18 protein-coding genes and 1 tRNA gene are annotated in these 21,518 nt (G+C 41.6%); 10 read left to right on the forward strand and 9 right to left on the reverse strand.

The features are described 5' to 3' along the window. Window positions 1–6: 6 nt before the first annotated feature. On the reverse strand, window positions 7–1,422 hold the full coding sequence (locus QM738_RS03600; protein WP_462275317.1) for an APC family permease: 1,416 nt from the start codon (window positions 1,420–1,422) through the stop codon (window positions 7–9). Window positions 1,423–1,549: 127 nt separating this feature from the next. Here QM738_RS03600 and QM738_RS03605 point away from each other — a divergent pair, with 127 nt between their 5' ends. The 4 genes from QM738_RS03605 (at window position 1,550) to QM738_RS03620 (ending at window position 3,147) form a co-directional block, all read left to right on the forward strand. After that, window positions 1,550–1,921: a hypothetical protein gene (locus QM738_RS03605; protein ID WP_462275318.1), complete on the forward strand. Its 372-nt coding sequence runs from the start codon at window positions 1,550–1,552 to the stop codon at window positions 1,919–1,921. Window positions 1,922–1,964: 43 nt separating this feature from the next. After that, window positions 1,965–2,126: a hypothetical protein gene (locus QM738_RS03610; protein ID WP_462275319.1), complete on the forward strand. Its 162-nt coding sequence runs from the start codon at window positions 1,965–1,967 to the stop codon at window positions 2,124–2,126. Window positions 2,127–2,132: 6 nt separating this feature from the next. Then, window positions 2,133–3,029, forward strand: a complete 897-nt coding sequence (locus QM738_RS03615) for a transporter family protein (RefSeq protein ID WP_462275320.1) — start codon at window positions 2,133–2,135, stop codon at window positions 3,027–3,029. Between the two features lie 44 nt (window positions 3,030–3,073). Next, window positions 3,074–3,147, forward strand: a tRNA-Lys gene (locus QM738_RS03620). Window positions 3,148–3,287: 140 nt separating this feature from the next. Here the strand turns inward: QM738_RS03620 and QM738_RS03625 are convergent. The 3 genes from QM738_RS03625 to QM738_RS03635 all read right to left on the reverse strand — a co-directional run bounded on the left by QM738_RS03625 (window position 3,288) and on the right by QM738_RS03635 (window position 9,243). After that, complete coding sequence (locus tag QM738_RS03625) at window positions 3,288–4,244, reverse strand: DUF1735 domain-containing protein (protein ID WP_462275321.1); 957 nt, start codon at window positions 4,242–4,244, stop codon at window positions 3,288–3,290. A gap of 61 nt (window positions 4,245–4,305) precedes the next feature. Further along, window positions 4,306–5,880 (reverse strand): SusD/RagB family nutrient-binding outer membrane lipoprotein, encoded by a 1,575-nt coding sequence (locus QM738_RS03630; protein WP_462275322.1) that lies wholly within the window; start codon window positions 5,878–5,880, stop codon window positions 4,306–4,308. Window positions 5,881–5,994: 114 nt separating this feature from the next. Beyond that, the gene (locus tag QM738_RS03635; protein WP_462275323.1) at window positions 5,995–9,243 is read right to left on the reverse strand and encodes a SusC/RagA family TonB-linked outer membrane protein; all 3,249 of its coding nucleotides are present in this window, start codon (window positions 9,241–9,243) and stop codon (window positions 5,995–5,997) included. 360 nt (window positions 9,244–9,603) lie between these two features. Here QM738_RS03635 and QM738_RS03640 point away from each other — a divergent pair, with 360 nt between their 5' ends. Then, a complete protein-coding gene (locus QM738_RS03640; protein ID WP_462275324.1) occupies window positions 9,604–10,374 on the forward strand; it encodes a LytR/AlgR family response regulator transcription factor in 771 nt (256 codons plus the stop codon). 265 nt (window positions 10,375–10,639) lie between these two features. On the opposite strand, the gene QM738_RS03645 is transcribed toward QM738_RS03640, so the two are convergent. Next, a complete protein-coding gene (locus QM738_RS03645; protein ID WP_462275325.1) occupies window positions 10,640–11,548 on the reverse strand; it encodes an AraC family transcriptional regulator in 909 nt (302 codons plus the stop codon). 144 nt (window positions 11,549–11,692) lie between these two features. Here QM738_RS03645 and QM738_RS03650 point away from each other — a divergent pair, with 144 nt between their 5' ends. The 3 genes from QM738_RS03650 to QM738_RS03660 all read left to right on the forward strand — a co-directional run bounded on the left by QM738_RS03650 (window position 11,693) and on the right by QM738_RS03660 (window position 17,048). Further along, window positions 11,693–13,132 (forward strand): TolC family protein, encoded by a 1,440-nt coding sequence (locus QM738_RS03650; RefSeq protein ID WP_462275326.1) that lies wholly within the window; start codon window positions 11,693–11,695, stop codon window positions 13,130–13,132. Window positions 13,133–13,183: 51 nt separating this feature from the next. Then, window positions 13,184–14,545, forward strand: coding sequence for an efflux RND transporter periplasmic adaptor subunit (locus QM738_RS03655; protein WP_462275327.1), 1,362 nt, complete (start codon window positions 13,184–13,186; stop codon window positions 14,543–14,545). A gap of 103 nt (window positions 14,546–14,648) precedes the next feature. Next, window positions 14,649–17,048, forward strand: a complete 2,400-nt coding sequence (locus QM738_RS03660) for a TonB-dependent receptor (RefSeq protein ID WP_462275328.1) — start codon at window positions 14,649–14,651, stop codon at window positions 17,046–17,048. A 5-nt stretch (window positions 17,049–17,053) separates the two neighbouring features. On the opposite strand, the gene QM738_RS03665 is transcribed toward QM738_RS03660, so the two are convergent. The 3 genes from QM738_RS03665 to QM738_RS03675 all read right to left on the reverse strand — a co-directional run bounded on the left by QM738_RS03665 (window position 17,054) and on the right by QM738_RS03675 (window position 19,842). Then, window positions 17,054–17,458 (reverse strand): hypothetical protein, encoded by a 405-nt coding sequence (locus tag QM738_RS03665; protein ID WP_462275329.1) that lies wholly within the window; start codon window positions 17,456–17,458, stop codon window positions 17,054–17,056. Window positions 17,459–17,487: 29 nt separating this feature from the next. Next, entirely contained in the window at window positions 17,488–18,267 is a 780-nt protein-coding gene (locus QM738_RS03670) for a sugar phosphate nucleotidyltransferase (RefSeq protein ID WP_462275330.1), read from the reverse strand. Window positions 18,268–18,375: 108 nt separating this feature from the next. After that, window positions 18,376–19,842: a RapZ C-terminal domain-containing protein gene (locus tag QM738_RS03675; protein WP_462275331.1), complete on the reverse strand. Its 1,467-nt coding sequence runs from the start codon at window positions 19,840–19,842 to the stop codon at window positions 18,376–18,378. 41 nt (window positions 19,843–19,883) lie between these two features. Between QM738_RS03675 and QM738_RS03680 the strand changes: the two genes are divergently transcribed. Both QM738_RS03680 and QM738_RS03685 read left to right on the forward strand, forming a co-directional pair. After that, window positions 19,884–20,378, forward strand: coding sequence for a DUF4234 domain-containing protein (locus QM738_RS03680; RefSeq protein WP_462275332.1), 495 nt, complete (start codon window positions 19,884–19,886; stop codon window positions 20,376–20,378). After that, window positions 20,353–20,817 carry a DUF2752 domain-containing protein gene (locus QM738_RS03685; RefSeq protein ID WP_462275333.1) on the forward strand — a complete coding sequence of 155 codons (465 nt, stop codon included), beginning with the start codon at window positions 20,353–20,355 and terminating at the stop codon, window positions 20,815–20,817. The genes QM738_RS03680 and QM738_RS03685 overlap by 26 nt, the downstream gene beginning before the upstream one ends. Before the next feature lie 3 nt (window positions 20,818–20,820). On the opposite strand, the gene QM738_RS03690 is transcribed toward QM738_RS03685, so the two are convergent. Then, window positions 20,821–21,435, reverse strand: a complete 615-nt coding sequence (locus QM738_RS03690; RefSeq protein ID WP_462275334.1) for a hypothetical protein — start codon at window positions 21,433–21,435, stop codon at window positions 20,821–20,823. Window positions 21,436–21,518: the final 83 nt, after the last annotated feature.

Below are 21,518 nucleotides of genomic sequence, written 5' to 3' on the forward strand. Positions count from 1 at the left end.
GGTCAGTTATTTGTTATGGATGGTTTGATCGCTCTTTTTAATTTGAGCCAGTATAAAATACAATGCTGTAAACGCTGCCATAACGATCAGCCCGGTAATGGCTGCATTCGTTTCGCCGGGTTTAACAGGTTCTAATGCAATGCTGATGGCCACAAACACATAAGCAGCTATAAAAATAACCGGCATTAAAGGAAATAATTTCATTTTATAAATACCGGTATCATCTAAATGCTTCGTTTTCTTTCTCAGGATAAAAATAGTTGCTGCAGACAGTATCATGCCAAAGCAATCTAAAAAAATAGAAAAGCTTAATATCCTGTCAAATTCCTTTGCCCAAAAAATAACCACGATACAGATCGCAGCAAAAACAGATAAGGAAACAGTGAGTACATCTGTTTTGGTGTTCCTGTTTTTAAATACGGCCGGCAGTATCTTATCTTCACTCATCGCATACATTACCCGGGGATTGCTCATAAGCAGAACATTTACATAAGCCAATACACTTAAGAACAGGAACCCGGATAAAACCCTTTCTGCATTAATGCCAAATATCTTTGAAGCCATTATCGCTGCAATATTCTTTGTTTCGGGTTGATGCAAAGTATCGAAACCGATCACTTTAATATAGGCATAGTTAATGGTAAGGTATAAGCTAACAATGATGGCGATGCCCAGGAAAATACCACGGGGAATATTTTTTGCAGCATTATTTACCTCCGCACCAAAATTGATGGTTTGCTGGTAACCGCCATAAGTAAAACTTACGGCCACCAAACCAATACCAAAAGCTTTGATATATTCTCTTAATGCAGGAGAAGTGGCCGCGGTTTTGGCCGGGTTTATTACATCGCTGTTGCCCGAAAAAAATAAAGGGGTGATCAATAACAATATCAGTATGATCTTAATTATTGTAAGTACATTTTGTGTTTTGGCGCTCATTTTTAAACCCGCCAGGTTAACCCCGTAAAAAATGATGATGGCGGCAATCGCAATAATGATATGTATGCTTTGAATATAGCTGGCATTGGCAGCAATCTTTATCCATGCTGCATCTTTAGATAAAGGGATAAAAATGCCGGTAATATACTCACCGCCCACCAGCGCCACACCCGCCAGCGAAGCTGCATTGGAAACCAGTATCACGCAATTGATGGCAAATGCAACAGAAGGATGATAGGCATAAGAGAACACTTTATAATAGCCGCCGGTAACCGGTAACCTGCTGCCGATCTCAGCATAGGTGAGTGCACCGCAAAGCGCTACAATACCACCGGCGAGCCAGGCCGTGAAAAATAAAAAAGTATCCGGCGAGGCTTTGGCTACATTGGCAGGGGTGCGAAAAATGCCCATGCCTATAACAAGGCTTACCACGATCATGGTAAAATCAAAAAGATTGAGCTTATTAGTGGTCTTTGCTGTCATGCTTTGAAGATACGGCAAATTTATATTGCCGCCGCAACGAAGGGAAGAAGCGGAAAATGCGTCTAAAGAATAAATATTAAACCCTCATCCTTTTGCAGGAAGGTTGTAACAGGTTAACTTCGCAGCAATGTTCAAACAGTTTACGGCTATATTCTTATTAACTGCTTTCTTGGCGCAAACATTTACGGGGTCATTGATACGGCTGGATTATTATGCCAATACTGCGGCCTATGCAAAAAACTGTATCAACAAAGCCCGCCCTAAACTGCATTGCAATGGTAAATGCCAGGCAATGAAAAAAATGCAGGAAGAAGAAAAGAAGGAACAGGATAATACCGAAAGAAAATATGCCGGTAAAACAAACGTACTCTCCTCCAAATCGTTTTTTTACAGCACACAAAACAGGCCCTTTAGTTTTATTGACCAATCGCCTGCTATAGAAATAGCGTATCCACTCTGTGATATTAGTTATTCTTTTTTTCATCCGCCACAGGCTTGATCCATCCCGTTTTATTTTTTAATTCATCACTAAAACTTTTACCATGTCGCTTATTAAAAAAGGCATGGAAGAAAGCGCCTGGCTGCGTAAACCCGAAAACGGTAAAAGTTTTACAAGGGTAAGGCTGCTGGTGCAGGTTCTTCTTGCCATCGTCATTACTGCTGTGGTAGTATTGGCCATTCAATTCTATTCTTCCGTTAAATAATAAAAAATGAAAAAGACTATACTGATCATATCAATTGTATTTTGTTGTACAACCAATAGTAATGCCTGCGAATTTTGCGGTTGCGGGCTCGGCAATTATTATATAGGTTTATTACCGCAGTTCAATCATAAGTTCATCGGGCTGCGTTATCAATACAGCAGCTTTAAAAGCCAGGTGGCCAATGATCCCGGCCAATACAGCAGGGATTATTACAAAACAATGGAAATTTGGGCCGGCTGGAATATGGGAAAAAAATGGCAGTTGCTGGCCATATTGCCCTATAATTTTATTCACCAGGTATCAGACGACGGTGTGGTGAATAATAATGGCATCGGCGACATTGCTGTAATGGCCAATTATAATTTACTCGATCATACAAAAGGCCGCACCACGCAACAATGGTGGATCGGCGCCGGCATTAAAGCGCCTACCGGCAAATTCAATATCGATGCTGCTGACCCGGCCATTGCTTCTATTGCCAACACACAGGCGGGCTCTGCCAGCACCGATTTTATGCTCAATACTTTGTACAGTATAAAACTGAATAAGCTAAGCATCAACACCGGGGCTTCTTATAAACTCAATACGGCCAACAGCGATCAGTATCATTTTGGCAATAAGTTTTCCGCCAGCTCTTTTGTATCCTATGCCATTGAAAAAACCAAGATCAGTTTTATACCCAATGCCGGGCTGCTGTACGAAAATACGGCTGCCAATAAACTGGATAAACAGGCAGTGGAACAAACCGGTGGTAATTTACTGGCGGCTGCTGCAGGGTTGGAAGTAAGTTTTAAAAAGATCACGGTGGGAGCCAACGTACAGGTACCTGCCAGCCAGCATTTTGCATCGGGCCAAACCGAACTGAAAACAAAGGGCATGCTGCATATTAGCTTTTCTTTTTAAAACGGAACAGTAAAAATCCGTAAATTGCACCCCCGTTAAAGGATGACTCCTTAGCTCAGTTGGTTAGAGCTACTGACTCTTAATCAGTAGGTCCAGGGTTCGAGCCCCTGAGGGGTCACAAAATAATTAAGGTATTCATTTACAAAAAACAGCAGGCTTCAACAAAGCCTGCTGTTTGCATTTTATTGAGTTATTATTTTCCTATATCTTATAAAAAAGGGAGCCCATCGGCTCCCTTTGCATATCCCTCAATTTGCATTACTGCTGTGTAAATTCTTCATCTATTATCCTGTCGTTTCCTCCGCCTCCCGCAACATTATTGTAATGCGTGTATATATGGAAATGTGCCTTTTGTGTAGGGGATGGTGGCACATAATCCTTTATAAACACTTCTCTTGAAGAACTGGCGTTCAGCAGGTCCTGGCTAAAGTCTACAGAGATGTGTGCAAAAGTTGCATCACCGGTTACCTGGTAGTAATAACCCAGTGCACTCAGTGCAGCAAATTCCAGGCTCACTGTTTGCCCGTCAACAGGCACGGCCAGTTTTGAAGTTGGGATCGCACTCGCCGTTCCGCCTGCAGGGAATGGCGCCGGTGGGCCGCTCCATGATACTGTACCGGTGTAGTTATAGCGTGTACCCGTAACAGTATACACACCTGCCAGTGGATTACCGATCAGGTGAAAATAAGCTGTGCCGGTACCCGATGCAGCCTTGGCGTCTGCAGGCGCTCCATCAGCCGTTTTAATGGTAATGGGCAACATATAGTTTTTTGTAACGTCTATCACACTGGGATTAAAAGTAATGGTGAATGCTTCAGATACCGTTTGTTTAGCCGGTATTTTTCCTGTGGCGGTTGTTAACACATAAGCATTGGTGGGCAGCAACTGGTATTGCGGACCAGTAGGGTTTGCTGTATTGTATTTAGCAACTGCAGCTGCATCCACGCCTACTGTGATAGTGATGTCTTTATCAGACACTACCGGTGTGGAGTAGTCGATCTGAAAATCCAATGGTTCGCTGGTAGAACTGGGATCAGAAAAAATAAGGGCGCTGTTGCCATAATTATCCCCTGTGCCTCCGTAATCCATGATGCTGAATATCTTCTGCCCGCCTGTACCGATCGGTTCCGGCGTTTCTACTTTTTTACAGGCATTGAAAACAAAACCGCAAAGCAGCAACGGGAGCAGGGCTTTTTTTGATGGTATATAATTCATAAAAAATGATTGTGTATGTATCGAATTTTTTTAAAATATTGTTATGAAGAATAGTCCTGCATTAAGGCTTGTCCCACCAAACCCTGCTGTCCTGGTCATCCTTACCGGAGTAAGGCATTTTGGTTACTGCAGTAGCAACAGAGTTAGGATTGTATGCTCTTTCATTAACAGGGTAAACATACCTTCTAGGAATGGGCTTGCCCAGCGATTCTGTAGTAGGCTGCAGTTGTGGTATACCGGTCCTTCTCCATTCGCTCCAGGATTGTCCGCCATCAGGATACAAAGCGATATAACGCTGCAATGCAATGCGGTCAATTTTATTGGCGGTAACTGCTTTTGAAGTGGCAGGTATGGTGTTGGCGGAGCTTTGTCCTACAGGCGTGGTAACACCGGTACCCAGGTCGTAGTCAACAGTGGAAGAAGACATATAACCCGCAGGTACGGTTAATCCCCATTGCGCAAATGATGCAGTGATGGCTGCTTCGTAATTGGTACGGCCTGTACCGGTGATCCAGTTTCTTTCAATAGCTTCGGCCCTTGCCAGTAAAACGATGGATGCAGGAATGATCACTATGGATGAAGTGGCTGTTCTGAAAGAAGCCGCCAGGTTTTTTGAATAACCGGGATTAGCTGTTCCAAATGCACGGGAAGCATCATCCGTCATACCATAAGGAAAAGCAGTGGATGAAGTACCGAATGCAGATTGCCTGGTATCTCCCAAACCTGCCAGTATATCATAAAAGGTTTTGCACTCGCCATAGTCAGATCTTCCATCGTACATAGCGAAGTATGGATTCTTCAGGTTACCGCCTGCATAGGTCAATTGAAAATTATCTGCATTGGTAACAATGCCACCTGCTGCATCTGCATCTGCAAATTCTTTTGCTGCCACATCTCCTGCATTGGGATAGACCTTGCTTAAACGCAATGCCATTAACATACGCAGTGAATTCGCTGTCTTTTTCCATTTAGCAATATCGCCGCCAAAAATGATATCGCCTTTTATAGCCGCACCATTTACATCAAAAGAGCTTACCGCACTTTTAAGATCGGCAAACATCTTCAGGTAAATATCCTGCTGTGCATCGTATTTAGGTGTAACGTTATTGGTAACATTGGCTGTTAACGCTTCTGAATAAGGTACATCACCCCAGCGGTCAGTAACCGTCCAGATGATATACGACTTCAGTATCTTAGCGATTGCTATCTGGTTAACATTAGAACCCGATTGACCGGCAAAGCCCGATGTGGAAGGGTCCGTATTTTTATTGATGATGGTCTGGCAATCAGCCATGGGTCCTGAATAGAGGCCGATAGTGGCGCCGGTACCACTTTCATTATATGCGGTCATACTGTATTCCACCTGCGGTATACCGTAGCGTGCCTTATCTCCATACTGGGTTTGTGCTGTGTATTGCGTGTAAAGCGCCCCAAAGTTGAAAAAGTTATCGATCGCATTGATATGCCCTATCTGCGATTCCACCGTGGTTAAAAGCGCCCCGGTGATGGGTTGTGTAGCGCCATTGGGATTAACATTGGTATTGCCAAAATCATCCACTTTATTACAACTGGTTGCAATCACTGCTGTTGATATACCAATCAGCGCAATATTACGAAGTCGTTGTGTTTTTTTCATGAGTTTAATTTTTTGTTTTACCCCGCTTCTCCGGGAGCATGTACCCTGGCATTGTATGCTTATCTATTGCCAGGGTACGCCTGCTTGTTATATTTTATTTACAGATCATTTTACTTAAAACCCAACTTTCAGGTTCACACCAAGCGACCTTGTGCCCGGGTACTGACCGTTCTCACCATAAGTATTGCTGATCTCAGAAGGATCAAATCCTTTTTGTTTGGCATAGATCAGCCAGGTATTATTGGAAACCAGTGAGAAAGTGGCGTTTTTAATGTACTTGCCCAGCCCGATACGTTCTACCGGTATCCTGTACCCGATGCTTACTTCCCTTAATTTAACGAAAGTAAGATCGTAGATGCTGGCCTCATTGATCTGGTTGTTTACAAACTGGTGATAGTAAGTAAAGGCATCCACATATTTATCTACTGGCTTACCCTGTGCATCCACACCAAATACGTGTACACCACCACCGTCTTCCACAGCATCCCTTACAGAATTTCCTTTATCGTTCAGTGAAGCTGTTTTTGCCAGCAGGCCTGATTGGGTTCCCCAGAAATCAGACAGCGAGAAGAATTTACCGCCATGAGAATAATCAATATTGAAGCTGAATACAAAATTCTTAAACGCGGTAATGGTATTCTGAACACCACCGGTATAATCAGGTAATGAACTTCCAAAGTCAACATCGGCCTGCCTTACAAATAAACCATTTGCATCCAGTTGCGGAACACCATTTATTTTTTTGATACCGGCGCCGAATATTTCACCCCATGGTTTACCCGGTTCGTTCACCAGGTAAGCGGCGTAGCTGCCTGCATAAGAACCTGATGATCCGGTAAGCCTTGGAATACCTGGGTAAATAGATACCACTTCATTCTTGATCAGCCTGCCCCAGGTGGCATTGATCTCCCATTGAAAGTTTTTAGCCATTACAGGTTTTGCATTGAAAGTAAGTTCAACACCTTTCTTTGCAATTTCACCCGCATTGGTAACAAAGCTGGTATAGCCGCCGGTTTGTGAAGTGCTTACAGTTACAGGGAAGTTCTTGTTGGTCCTATCCCAGTATGTAGCGCTTACACCGATCCTGTTCTTGAGGAAACGCAGGTCGATACCGATTTCTTTTTCAGTGTTTACCGCACCTGTTAAAGAAGGTGATACAATTGAGTTCGGTTCGCTCATTAATATATTACCCAGCCATTGTGTACCTAAAGTATAGTAAGTACCTAAACGGTAGATCGCAAGATCTTCCACCACTTCACCCCATGATGCCCTTACCTTTCCAAAACTCAAAATACCTTTGTTCTTGATCAGGTCGCTGAATACAAATGATGCACCGAATGATTTTGAATCGATATAAGGATTCGATGCAGGTTGTGTAGATAAGTAATCTCTCCTGTAAGATCCTTCCAGGAAGGCGAAATTGTGATAACCCACATCAGCCCTTACAAACATGCCTCTCTGGTTGGATTGTTCTTTGTAATCCTTAGCACCGTCTGCACGCAATGAGTTGGCGATAGAATTCACAGAGTTTTCCAGGGAGTACAGATCAGGATAGCTGAGGCCGCCCATGGTATTAGCCTGGAATTGTTTTAATTGTGTTTTAAGGATATCGATACCTGCATTCGCATTCACTGCAAAATCTTTGATCTTTTTGCTGTAAGTAGCCAGCAATTCATAGTTCTGGCGGTTGCTGAAACTGCTGGTGGTACCATACGCAGCTTTATTGCTGTTCAGTTCGTACGGTGTTACAGATGTTTGCACACCACTGTTTTCCAGTATTTGCTTATAAATACTTTCTCCAAAAGTGGTTACCTGGTTCTTACGGTAAGTAGCCCTTATCTTGAATTCGTTATTGAATTTATAAGTAAGCCCTACATCACCCGATAGCCTGTCTTTACGGAATGGGTTGGACATATTATCCTGGAAAGAAAAGAAATTGTACCAGTAGTTGGCTCTGTAAGTTGCATTGGGATTGGTGGCATCATACGCTGCAGGATTGTGCAGGTTCCAGGATGCCAGTACAGATCCGTCCGGAGAACGCAGGTTCCTTAATTCTTTCAGGATACCCATATCCAGGTCCCTGTGGAACCAGGAGTTGAAGCTACCGGTGGTTTGGTTACCATATCCATCATCATCTTCGGAGTTGGTTAACTGCGCCAGGTAATTTACATTGGCATTCAGGGTCCATTTAGAACTGAGGTCAACAGTAGTATTTAATCCAAACGAATTTCTTTTTAAATAACTGTTGGGCACCACACCTTTAATATCCAGGTTGGTATATGATGCACGGATATTAAAATTATCGCCGGCTTTTGAAAAGTTGATGTTATTGGTTTTGGTAACACCTGTCTGGTAAAAATCCCTTGCGTTATTGGGCTGCGCAGTTAAGCTGGCAGTTTTAAATGAACGCTCGTGGCCGCCATACCATGCATACCATGGAATGTATTCCTGGCCATTCATGCGTGGTCCCCAGCTGGCATCATCTTCGTAATCAGGATAGTATTTACCATCCAGCGCTTTCCATCCTTCAGGATCGCCTGCTTTATAAGTATATTTATTTAAAACAGCAGTACCACCACCTGCGTACGAGTTTTGATAATCGGGTAATATATATACATTATCAAACTTTACACCGGTATTCACTTCAATACCAACACCATTATTCTTCTTACCTTTTTTAGAAGTAATTACTATCGCACCATTTTTACCCTGTGGGCCAAACAATGCAGAAGCAGCAGGGCCCTGCAATACCGTAATATCTTCCACATCATCTGCAATGATATCAGTTGATTCCGTCATAATGGTACCATCCACCACGTACAAAGCGCCGGCGCCTGGTAATAAACCATTCTCGCCACGCAAACGCACCACGGGTGCTTTGCCCAGCGCAGCGCCCGACTGGCTGCGTACCTGTACGCCTGCCACTTTACCTGCAATGGCATTGTTCACATTGGCTACCCTGGCTACATTCAGTTGCTCGGAACTAACGGTCTGTACGCCCGAAGCTGTACTCCTCGCAGTTCTTTTGGTATTGAATGCGCCTGTTACCACCACTTCTTTCAGGTTGGTATCATTTTTTTCGATCGTGGTAATGATAGTTGTTTGTGAACCAACATTTACCGTTACTTCTTTATACCCTGTTGCAGAAATAAGCAACAGCGTACCATCTTTTACCCTGATGCTGTAAGCACCATTCGCATCGGCATTAACGCCTGTTTTGGCCCCGCTTATAATAATAGAAGCAAAGGGCACTGCAGCACCATCCTTATCCACCACCTTACCCGTTACCACATGGGTATTTTGTGCAAGTGCACCGGCAAGGTTAAAGAACAACAACAGCAGCAGTAGTTTAATTTTTCGCATAGTCATTAATTGTATAGTTATTGTTTTAAATGGTTTAAAATATCATGAAGATTACTTTAAACAATCATTAAGGGCATGCTAATTAATTAATAAGATGCTTCGCGAAAACGGGTAAAAAACCGACGAAATAAAAGCAGCTGTTAAACAATAAATAAAAATAACTGAGAGTAAAAGCAAGCATTTTTTGACATATACTTTTTATAAACGAAAATCGTCTTCATTAAAACGCAATTAAAAAACCTGGAAAAATTTATGTAAAAACTATTGCGTTTAACATCATGTTAAATTACTCGAACGGTAAGTGTTGCAAAATTGTTTGAAATAGTTTTGCAATGCCAGAAAAACATAACTAAGAACCATATGCCTGAAAACACCTTGACATCTGCGTTGAGATTTTCTATTATTGCATGTAATGCAAAGAATATTGAGACCATTAAGACCGCGTTTGATGAGATATCACTGAGAATGATACTGATACAAACTTATTATCCTGCTGCTACCTTCAGCGCTGCCGTTGCCGATACAGATACCGTTGATTTTATTGTGATTGACCAGGTTTCGTTTGCCGAACTGGAAGATAAAAAGAATACGGTCAACGTACCGCTCATCGTTTTTTCCGACGACAGCATTGAGCTGAAACCCTTTCACAACGTGGTTTTCGACACGATCCACCTGCCGTTCAATTTTAAAAAGATCGAGAAAACACTGAAGAAGATCGAGATCATTAAAAGTCATTTCGAGAAAAAAAATATGCCGCATGCAACTATCAGTGATGAGATAAACGGTAATGGCTCAAAAACTTTCCTGATAAAAAAAGGCAAAGAATTCCAGCTCATCAATACCGATGATATCACGATGTTCTATACCGACAATAAATTAACCTTTGCCTATAATAATAATGGCAGCAGGTTTTTGATACAGTCCACATTGATAGAACTGGAAAGCCAGCTGAGCGCCAAACTTTTTTTCAGGGCCAACCGGCAATCGTTGATCAACAGGAAGTATATCAATAAAATAAAACAACTGGATGAAGGCAGGTTTGAAATAATCATTGATGCAGTGGATTCATTGCATATAGATATTAACCAGCAAAAATTTTCAAGACTGAAAGAATGGATAGAAGGGAATTAAAAAGCATGTCGAAACATGCCAAAAGAAATTACCATTGATTTTCAGCAACGTTTCATTACATCATTTTACCGGTTGGGTAAAATGATACAACTAACAAACCAACTAAGCTGTAATTTTATTCAACTAAGTGAATGATTACAGTTTTATACCTTATACATAAGAGCTTCTCATGTGAACAATAAGTTTACATAACGGCAGGTTGTTTTTACTACCCGCCCTTTTTTGCGTGCATACTTTTCCTGCTTATTTATTGTAATGAAAATTATCAGGCGCTGATCTTTTGCAGCGACCGTGATTTATATTCGGAAGGAGAAATACCGTACAATTTTTTAAACGCTTTGCTAAAGGTGAAAAGATCGGCAAAGCCACATTGCCCGGCTATGGAAGTAAATGATTGATCGGTACGGATGAGTGTTTTTGCATACTCCAGTCTTTTATTGATAATATACTGGTAAGGCGAATCTCCAAAGGCCTGTTTAAAACTCCTGAAAAAATGAAAGGCTGACATGTTGCAGTGCTTTACGATATCGGCAATGCCGGGGTTCTTCAAAAAATTATCTTCCATAAAATCCCTGCCCTGCAACAAACGTTTCAGTAATTCTTTTTTGGTGGAAGCCCGTACGGATTTTAAATTATTGAGGCTTTTATAATTTCCCAATTCATGCAGCACCACTTTTTCGGCCAGGCTTAAAAATGTTTCTTCCGTAAAATGAATACTGTTATTAACCAGGCCACTTACCAGGGCCTTCAATTCCCTGTCCAGCGCACTGTTCTTTAATGCATAGATGTTCTCAAAAAAATCGGGCGAAAAAAAATAACCCGCCTGCAGGTCTTCAAAATCATAATCATTATCTGCGGCGATCACGTTATAGGCTTCGTTGATCGTTTCCTGTTGTATATCAATGAACACCCCTTTTACCATGGTGGAAGAATCTACCAGCACACTACCCTGTTGCCTGCTGGTGAGTAAAAAATTATTGGGGCCGAGCCGGTATTCCTGGCTTTGCGTTTTATAATGAATAGAACCCTGCAATGTAAGTTTGATACTGAAATTCCGGAAAGCTTCGGTACTGAAGAATTCATATACTTCACCGTAATACACACGGTTCTTCCCGTCGTTAATAGGTTTAATACCTTCAGTGACATGCTGAAAGTAATCTTGCGTGATAATCATAAACAAGTTGGCTATACTGTGATATAAGACAAGGGAATAACGCAGAAGTTGCAATCGGTTTAGTTAAATATGAGTTAAATAAATGTGGAACCGGCCATAAAAAAGGCATTCCCAGTTCTCAAACAGATGTTATATTTTTGTTGCATGCGCTACAAATTCCCCATCCTGCTGCTGTTTATAACAACTGGTATTCAATTAAATGCCCAAAAATGGAACCTCCGTTCCATAGTAGATTATGCTATGGCTAATAATATCGGGGTAAAGCTCTCCGAAGTGCAGGCAAAAATTTCGGGATTGGTATATAACCAAAGTAAATTATCGCAGTATCCCAATCTTACTTTTAGTGGTAATACCGGTTTCAACAGTGGTAGCAACCAGGACCCCACTACTTTTACCCGTATCACGCAAACTTATATATCCGCCGGCCTGCAGTTGCAGAGCAGTGCACAGATCTTTAATTTTTACAGCAAAAGAAATTCCATCGTTGCCAATCAATGGGAAGTGGAAGCTGCAAAAGCCAATACAGAAAAAACAAAGAATGATATCGCGTTAACTGCTGCCAATGCTTACCTGCAGATTTTGCTGGCCATGCAGCAACAGCAAATTGCATTGGTACAGGTAGAGCAGACCCAGGCACAGCTTTCCAATACCAAAAAGCTGGTGGCTGCCGGTTCATTGCCGGAATTAAATGCATCGCAGCTGGAGGCACAACTGGCTACCGATAGTGTAAATTACTTTACTGCCAGGGGCAATGTTACACAGGCCATTCTTACCTTAAAATCTTACATGAACATTGATGCTGCCTCCGCTTTTGAGGTAGACACTCCACCGGTTGCGTCTATCCCTTTAGAGCCCATTGCCGATCTGCAGCCCGCTGCTGTGTACCAGCTGGCAATGGCCAACCAGCCTTTGCAGCATTATGATGATTTTAAATTAAAAGCCGCAGAAAAATTTGCCGCTTCGGCCCGGGGTTCTATGTATCCTACATTTAGTTTGTATGGCAGCCTGGGAAGTAATTATATAGCAGCCAATAATCCTGCTTATGTACCGGTATTAAACGGTTTTGTTCCCAATGGTTCTAAAGTAACGGTGGGTGGCGTGGACTATTTAATACAGGCGCCCAGTTATAGCTATACCAGAAGCGGCACCACGAAGTCAGACGCTTTTGGCACACAGCTGAATGACAACTTCCGTCAATCTGTTGGATTGAGTGTGAATGTGCCTATTTTTAATGGCAGCAGCCTGCGTACCAATTATGAAAGGAGTAAATTGAACGTTACTACACTTCAGTTACAGAAATCACAGGATGACCAGACCCTGAAGCAGAATATTTATGCTGCCTATAATGCAGCCGTGGTAGCGATGGAAAAGTTTAACGCCAGTGAAAAATCGATGCAGGCCAATCAAAAGACCTACGACTATGCCATTAAAAGATTCAATGTGGGTATGCTGGGCACTTTTGACCTGATCACTGCACAGAACAATTTATTCCGGTCGAAACTGGAGTATGCCTCTAACCAGTTTGACTATGTTTTTAAAATGAAGGTGCTGGAATTTTATAAAGGCCTCGGTCTTAAATTATAATTATACATTTCGCTTACAAGAGAAAAACCACCTCTTATAAATTGATTTTTTATGAGCAAAACGCTTAAATGGATATTGATCTGCCTCGGTATTTTACTGGTAGGTTTATTTGCGCTTTCTAAAACAGGCGCATTCGGTAAAGATGAAGGCCCGAAAGTTACCGCCGAAAAAGCGGAGAACAGGACCATTACTGAAATTGTAAATGCTACGGGCAAAATTTATCCTGAAGTAGAAGTAAAAGTAAGTCCCGATATCAGCGGTGAGATCACCGAACTGAATGTACAGGAAGGCGATACCGTAAAAAAAGGACAGGTACTGGCCCGTATCTATGCCGATATTTATGATATACAGCGCAACCAGGCAGCAAGCGGTGTGGCAGTAAGCCAGGCGCAGGTAAATAATTCGCAGGCGGCACTCGATGCTTTAAAAGCGCAACAGGACCAGGCAGAGAAAACTTACAACATGCAAAAACAATTGTATGATGATAAAGTGATCAGCCGCAATGAATTTAATGTGGCGGAGTCGAATTATAAATCTGCCAAAGCAAATTACAATGCAGCGGTACAGGGCATCCGCGGTGGGCAGGCAAGTGTGCAAAGTGCTCAGGCCAATTTACAAAAAGCCAATAAGGATCTTGATAAAACAGTGATCATCGCTCCTACCGATGGCGTTATCTCTTTACTGAATGTAAAAAAAGGCGAGAAGGTAGCCGGTAATAGTTTTAATGTGGGTACCGAAATGATGCGTATTGCCGATATGGAAAAAATAGAAGTAAGGGTGGATGTAGGCGAGAGCGATATTCCTAAGGTAAAGCTGGGCGACAGCGCTGTGATAACCGTAGATGCTTATAACGACCGTAAATTTAAAGGTGTTGTAACACAGATAGCCAGCAGTAATAATGGCGCTGCCACACAAAGTGTTACAAGCAGCAGCAGCACTGATGTTACACAATACAAAGTGTATGTGCGTTTATTACCCGAAAGTTATACTGACCTGATAGGCAAAGGCACTTTCCCCTTTAGACCGGGCATGAGCGCCAATGCGGATATACAGACCAAAACGCACACGAATGTGTTAAGCGTGCCCATCAATGCCGTTACCACCCGTGATAAAAATGCCGATAGTACAAAGAATGCAAAAACGGCCGCCAATACAGGCAGCAGCAATACTTCTTCCATTGCAACTGCTTATGACGATCTTGAAGTGGTGGTGTTTGTTATTGACAAAGACGGCAAAGTAAAAAAAGTAAAAGTAAAAACGGATATCCAGGACATTAACCACATTGAAATTACAAGTGGGTTAAAAGTTGGCGACGAAGTGATCACCGGGCCTTATGATATGGTGAGTAAAAATTTAAAAGAGGGCGATAAAGTAAAAGTGGTGGACCAGAAATCGCTGTACGAGAAAAAATAGCCTTTTATTGTTACTGGTATATTATTTTATTTAAGTGTACGGTTAACCGTTACCACGTACAATTGGTTGTATCAATCTACCATCATATAAAGTAAGCCTGATATTGAAAACGTTCATTTTTTCAGCACTGCTGGTGCTGATAGCTGCGCAGCATGCCTGCGCTCAAAATAAAACCACTACGCTTAAAGTGTTCCTGCAATCTGCAAAGAGTGATTCTGTGAACAATGCCACGCTGCAATTGTATCTTTTGCCCGACAGCAGCCTTGTATCCACGCATGTATTTGTAAAAGCAGGCAACAATTTTACGGTAACGCAGTTCTCTAAATACCTTATCAAAGCTTCCTGCATTGGCTTTGAAACACAATACAAGACCATTAATATTACCGACAAGCCTGTTACAACTTTTATAACATTAAAAAGAAGCACCACCAGCATGCAGGCGGTAACGGTTACCTCTAAAAAACCATTGGTAAAACAGGAAGATGATAAGACCGTAGTGGATGCAACCGTGCTGGCCAACAGCAGCACCAATGCTTACGAAGTGGTGGAAAAAACACCCGGCGCCATCGTGGACCAGGATGGCAATGTGTATTTAAGCAGCATGAGCCCTGCCACTATTTTTATCAATGGCCGCGAAATGAAACTGAGCAGTACCGATCTGGCTGCCTTATTAAAAAGTTTACCTGCCGGCAGTGTTAGCAAGATAGAGATACTGCGTAATCCTTCTGCCAAGTATGATGCAGCCAGCAGCGGCGGCATCGTAAATATTGTATTGAAGAAAGGCGTAAAACTGGGCAGCAGCGGCAGCGCCAACCTGGGTTATTTCCAGGGTGTATACAGCACCGTTACAGGTGGTGTTAATATCAATAAAAGCGCGGGGAAGATCAACAGTTATTTCAGTTATCAATTTACCCAAAGAAAGAATTTTGAAGAGTTGAATTCTGACCGTGCTATAAAAACAGACTCTACCCTGCTGGCGCAAAAAGCGTATACCACTTATCCTTCGGTGAATAATTATATTGGTGCAGGGGTGGATATTGCTTTCACTAAAAAATTCAGTGCTTCGTATGATATCAGGTTGAGCAATAACAACAGTAAAAGCAATGCCATCAACGGTATTGATATTTTTAAAACGGCTGTACCGGGCACTATTGGTAAAAACGAATCGGATATTTACAATAAGGGCAATTCACTTTTTGTGGGCAATAGTTTGGCTTCCAAATACAAGATCGATTCGCTGGGCAGCGAATGGACGGCGGAATTGGATTATGATCACTTCAACAGCAACAATACACAGGATTATAACAATTATTATTACCAGCCAGTGAAGCCAACGATACTGGGCGATGGTGAGAGTAAGACCAATAAAAATATTGTTACTTTTCAAACCGATCTTACATTAAAGCTACCGGCAAAACTCACTGCTGAGGCAGGCTTTAAATTAACAGCCAGCACGAGCAATAACAGCGCCGCTTATTTTTATGATTCTGCCAATACCGGCAGAAGGCCCGACCTGTATCAAACCAATACTTTTAAATATAAAGAGGTCATCAGTGCTGCTTATATACAAGTGGCTAAAACATTTTTTGGCTTCACCGTTAAACCGGGGCTGCGGTTGGAAACCACCAATATTGACGGGCACCAGCTGATCCCAAAAGATACCAGCTTATCTATTAAACGCACGGACCTGTTCCCCTATCTTTATTTAAGGCATAAGCTGTTTAAAATGTTCGGTACCGAACTGGTGGGCAATGCTATTTACCGGCGCAGCATCCGTCGGCCGTATTATGAAGTTTTGAATCCCTACCCAAAGTATGTAGATCAGTATTTGTTTGATATTGGCAATCCCCGTTTAAAGCCGCAGTTTACCACCAACTACGAGTTCAATGTGATGTTCGAGGATTTTCCTGTATTTGCATTTGGTGTGAATGATACAAAAGATATTTTCAGCAATGTTACTTACCAGGATGATGTTACAAAGATTGCTTACCGCACCTATGATAATCTTGGCAGGAACAAGGAATTCTATTTCCGCGTGGTGGCCGGTATACCGCCGGGTGGTAAATACTTTTTTTATACCGGGGCACAATACAACCTGAATAAATACGATGGTTTTTACCAGGGCCAGCCGTTGAATTATCAACGTGGCAGCTGGTTGTTCTTTATGTACCAGGAGTATAAAGCGACCAATACATTACTATTCACTATGCAGGGTTTTATGCGTACAAAAGGTTTGCAGAATTTTTATGAACTGAAAACTTTTGGTGGCTTATTTCTTTCGGTGAATAAATCGGTACTGAAGAAAAAAGCCAATATCATTCTTTCTGTAAATGATGCGCTGCGTACCAATCATGTTGATTTCAGTTTGCAACAGGGTAATGTAACTGCCAGCGGTTCCCGTGTAAATGATACGAGGAGATTAGGGATCACACTGCGTTATAATTTTGGATTAAGCAAGCCTAAAGAGAATAAGAATTTTGGTGCTGCCCCTTCGGAAAATTGATCTCCCTAATCCAGTATAAATCTCATATACCAGCCACCAAAGGGGTCCAGAGCATTTACAAAAAAGAAAATAACATATTCGATCAATAGAATGACCGCAAGTTTTTTATAAAAAACAATTTTATCGGTCACTAAATGAAGCCCGTAATTACTCAAAATAAAAAAGAGGAAACTGTAAACACCAAACATGATGAGGTAAACCAATATCTTTCCATATTCATAGGGCAATATATTTATGGTTACCCCTTTTTGTTTTGCCAGGTTATATAATTGCGTATTGTAAACCGGCACTTCACCCAATGTATTTAAAACAGAAAAATAAGAATAGGTGCCTGCTATAACAAGAAATAGTGGAATGATCATGTAGCCATAATAGGCACACTTAAAGACTGTGTTTATTGATTTTTCCATGTCTTGCGTATATTAAACTCATGCATAGGTCACTGAAATAATTTTTCTGCTATCGCCACGCTTTCCGGTTTACCTACATCCACCAGTTTGTCGCCGCTGTGGTCGTAGCCCAGTATCACATGTTCGGCCGCCAGGCTCAGGTAGCTATCCATTATAGAAAATTTGCCCTGCTCTTTTATCAGTGAAAATATTTGTGGCTCATATATCACCACGCAGCTGTAGGCTTTTTCAACCAACCCGGGTTTATCAATAGCGATTTTTGTTTCGCCTGTCTGCACATTCTTCCATCCGCACAGGCGGTTATCATTATCAAACAATAAAACCCTTGAAGATCTGCGGTTGGTCACACCAAATGTAACCAATGGTTTATGTTGCTGATGAAATGCCATCAGTTTATTGAGGTCCAGGTTGGTGAGTATATCTACATTCAACGAAAAGAATGGCTGGTCACTTTCCAGCAAATGCCTCGCTTTAACAAGACCGCCGCCGGTTTCCAATACCATATCGCTTTCATCACTGATGATGACATTACTTCCCCAGCCGTTATTTTCTTTAATGGCGGCAATGATCTGGTCCGGGAAGTGATGAATATTCACCACTACATCTTTTATATTATACTGCTGCAGGTATTCAATATTGCGTTGCAGTAATGATTTACCATTTACTATTGCCAGTGCTTTAGGATGAGAGTCAGTCCATGGTTTAAATCTTGTTCCTAATCCGGCGGAGAATATTATACAACGCCCCCCCGCCCCTAAAGGGGAGCTTTGGTTCCTGCTATTTTCAACTTCTTTTATTTTTTTGTCCATATCTTCTATTATTCACCCTGGTTATTTTTTGCACTATACCGAATATCATTTTTCATTTATAATGATCTTGCCGAGCTGATTACTGAAATGAATTTAAGGTAGTCCCCATTAGGAAGTTGGGGATTCTGCTTCCGTTTTCCAATTTTCTTTATTGTTATGATTCAATACAATTTTTACTTTGAATTTATTGCGCAGGTGCCTTGCCAGTGCTTCTGCTGCGTATACACTGCGGTGTTGGCCACCGGTGCAGCCAAAGTTCACTGTTAAATGTTCAAAACCTCTTTTAATATAGTCCTCTACAGAAATATCGATGATGCTGTACACACTGTTTAAAAAGTCGGGCATCTTGGTTTGCTGTTCTAAAAAATCTTTTACCGGTTTATCCAGTCCTGATAAATGCTTGTACTCATTGAACCTGCCGGGATTTAAGATGCCCCGCATATCAAAAACAAATCCGCCACCGTTGGTTGTTTCATCTTTTGGATAACCCGTTTTTATAAAAGAAAAACTATTGATGGTAACTACTAACGGCGTTTCGGGTGTGGCCTGCACAGGCGTAAATTCTGCCACCACTTCATCACTGATACAGATCTCCAGTACTTTTTTAAACTCTGTTACTGCAATACCGATACTCTGATGTGTGATGAATGATTTTAAATTCTGCAGCGCCAGTGGTATGCTGGTTAAAAAATGTGCTTTGCGTTCAAACAAACCGCGAAAGCCATAAGCGCCCAGCACCTGCAGCAGGCGTATCAGCACATAGCCATTGTATTGACTGCGGAAAACATCCCTGTCCACCGTTTCTTCCACAATGCTTTCAAACGAATTGATATAATCTTCCAGCAGACTGTGCTTCCATTCTTCGGGCAGGCTGGCTTTTGCCTGTGATAATAAGGAGGCTACATCGTATTGTGGTGCGCCCTTCATGCCACCCTGGTAATCGATAAAGTGCACACTGTTATCATCCTTCACCATAATGTTCCTGCTTTGAAAATCGCGGAACATAAAGAATTTATATTCGGTATGCGAAAGGTAATTGCTCAGCGCTTCAAAATCCTTGATCAGTTTTTGCTTATCATAAGGCCTGCGTAAGGCATCTAAAAAATAATATTTAAAATACAGCAGGTCGGCCATGATGGCTTCCTTGCCAAACGAGCTGTTGGTCAGGCATTTTTTATAATCCAGGCCCTCATGCCCTTTGATTTGCAACAGCGCCAATTGATGCAGGCTTTCTTTGTACAGGTCGTACACAGGTTGTGTATACCCCAGTTCCTCCAGTCTGTTCAGCAGTGAAACATCTCCAAAATCTTCCTGTATATAAATATCCTTTTCGGCATTTACACAAAGTATTTCCGGTGTGGATAATGCTTTCTTTTTGAAATGATTGGAAAAATAAATGAAGGTCTCATTTTCCTTGATGTTGGCGCCATAAGTGGCGATATAATTTTTTGCGACCGTCTGCAGCCGGAAATAATGCCGTTCACTGCCTGCCTGGGGCAGTTTGTCAAAAACTGTAATGGGGTCTTTGCAATAGGAAGAAAAAAGTTCTTTTATTCTTTCGGGGGTGGTTTTCATCAATTTGCTTTGTAAGGGTAAAAATAACTTAAAAAAACACAGTGCCAAAATCATTAGTACAACTGCGGAAACGGTTGTTGCCCGGATCGTTGCAGCGCCGTGTTTTTCAGATTATTATTATATATTCGTATCAACTTAACCAACACTTACTATTTATGGAAGCACCATTACAAGACAACCTCAACAATCAAACCCCCATCCCGGTATTTAAAGTAGACCCGATCATGGTTTTGGTATTTGGTATCTTATCCTGCGGATTATACCTTATTTACTGGAACATTAAGGTGGCAGAAGTATTTAACGCAGTTGCAGAAAGAGAAGTTATCTCTCAGCCCATTGCAATTTTTGCGGGATGCTGTATGCCGATCAACATCTATTTTTATTACCTGGCAGGTAAAGAAGCGCTGCCAAAAGTTTACCAGAGAACCGGTGAACTGCAAAAGGATCAATCTACATTATTAATAGTATTAGGATTATTTTTTCCTATTGCTGCTGCAATGATCGTTCAGGGTGATATTAACAAGTTATATAACTAATACCCGTAACAAACGCAAAATATACGGTATCATCGGCGCTGCAATAACGCTGGTGATACCATTTTTTTTATTCCTCAACAATCACGATCACCATCTTGAAACGGACCAGTCTTTTTGCCCTTTCAAACTGTTGACGGGTTTTCCCTGCCCCGGTTGCGGCATCACCAAATCGCTGGTATATTTTTACGAAGGCGATTGGTATAAAAGTATCAGCTATCATATCCTGGGCCCTTTCGTGATCATTTTTTCTTTCCTCACCATTATTGTATTGACCACAGAGCTCATCACTAAAAAAGAATATTTTACCAGCTGGCTGTACAACCGCAAACTGGCTTATGGCCTGGCCATTTTTTTGGCAGTATACCATTTTATAAGGCTGGTATATTTTGTGCATGACAATTCCTGGGACAGTATCCTGCAGCAATCTATGTGGAAATGATATTTATACAACCGTAGTAGTATTTCCTGTTCTGATCTTCCAGTATTCAATATAGAGAGCGATCGTTTCGTACGGCATATCCAGCCCATCAACATAATGTTCTGTTTTTACAAACTCATCTTTCAGTTCATCATAATAGACCATGATAAGATAGTGGCGGGTAGATTCTCCTGAGTTATCTTTTTTGATATAGGAAGCCGCAAGATGATCCCAGCTTACCGCATGTTCCATTGTTTTTATAAAGAAGCCCTCCCTGTTCAATTGTATGATCACGTCTTTATTGGATCGCTGGAGTAAAGGGTAAGCAATTACCCCCATCAGTACAACAACCATTATCCATAAATTAATATCGTGTGCATTCCCTTTGAACCAGATATAAAACATCAGCAGCAAATTGATAGCAAAAAAAAGAGCGCTTGAATTAAGCGCTCTTTTAAAATCAAATTTTATGATCGTTTCTTCCGAATAATGAAAGTGGTCATTTTTTGTATCCCCCACATCTTTCGTCAGTATGAATTCTGCCGTACTTTGCTGCCACCAGTAGGGAGGTTTTTTAAGCAGTTCTTCGTGGAGGTATTTAGCAAAATCCGTTTTTCTTTGCCTTAAGTTTTCATTCATCTTACACAAAATTAAGCCGACAATGTTACCGGAATATTAATTCAGAAGGTTTTCGTATATCATTAATAGTACTGCGTATGCTG

It is taken from the genome of Ferruginibacter sp. (assembly GCF_049840995.1).
Taxonomy (GTDB): domain Bacteria; phylum Bacteroidota; class Bacteroidia; order Chitinophagales; family Chitinophagaceae; genus Ferruginibacter.

Coding starts and splice junctions, on each gene's coding strand:
- QM738_RS03625 (WP_462275321.1), bottom strand. CDS start 4,244: ATGAATTATATACCATCAAAAAAAGCCCTGCTCCCGTTGCTGCTTTGC.
- QM738_RS03610 (WP_462275319.1), top strand. CDS start 1,965: ATGTCGCTTATTAAAAAAGGCATGGAAGAAAGCGCCTGGCTGCGTAAA.
- QM738_RS03675 (WP_462275331.1), bottom strand. CDS start 19,842: ATGAAAACCACCCCCGAAAGAATAAAAGAACTTTTTTCTTCCTATTGC.
- QM738_RS03635 (WP_462275323.1), bottom strand. CDS start 9,243: ATGCGAAAAATTAAACTACTGCTGCTGTTGTTGTTCTTTAACCTTGCC.
- QM738_RS03605 (WP_462275318.1), top strand. CDS start 1,550: ATGTTCAAACAGTTTACGGCTATATTCTTATTAACTGCTTTCTTGGCG.
- QM738_RS03655 (WP_462275327.1), top strand. CDS start 13,184: ATGAGCAAAACGCTTAAATGGATATTGATCTGCCTCGGTATTTTACTG.
- QM738_RS03630 (WP_462275322.1), bottom strand. CDS start 5,880: ATGAAAAAAACACAACGACTTCGTAATATTGCGCTGATTGGTATATCA.
- QM738_RS03670 (WP_462275330.1), bottom strand. CDS start 18,267: ATGGACAAAAAAATAAAAGAAGTTGAAAATAGCAGGAACCAAAGCTCC.
- QM738_RS03690 (WP_462275334.1), bottom strand. CDS start 21,435: ATGAATGAAAACTTAAGGCAAAGAAAAACGGATTTTGCTAAATACCTC.
- QM738_RS03615 (WP_462275320.1), top strand. CDS start 2,133: ATGAAAAAGACTATACTGATCATATCAATTGTATTTTGTTGTACAACC.
- QM738_RS03665 (WP_462275329.1), bottom strand. CDS start 17,458: ATGGAAAAATCAATAAACACAGTCTTTAAGTGTGCCTATTATGGCTAC.
- QM738_RS03640 (WP_462275324.1), top strand. CDS start 9,604: ATGCCTGAAAACACCTTGACATCTGCGTTGAGATTTTCTATTATTGCA.
- QM738_RS03650 (WP_462275326.1), top strand. CDS start 11,693: ATGCGCTACAAATTCCCCATCCTGCTGCTGTTTATAACAACTGGTATT.
- QM738_RS03600 (WP_462275317.1), bottom strand. CDS start 1,422: ATGACAGCAAAGACCACTAATAAGCTCAATCTTTTTGATTTTACCATG.
- QM738_RS03645 (WP_462275325.1), bottom strand. CDS start 11,548: ATGATTATCACGCAAGATTACTTTCAGCATGTCACTGAAGGTATTAAA.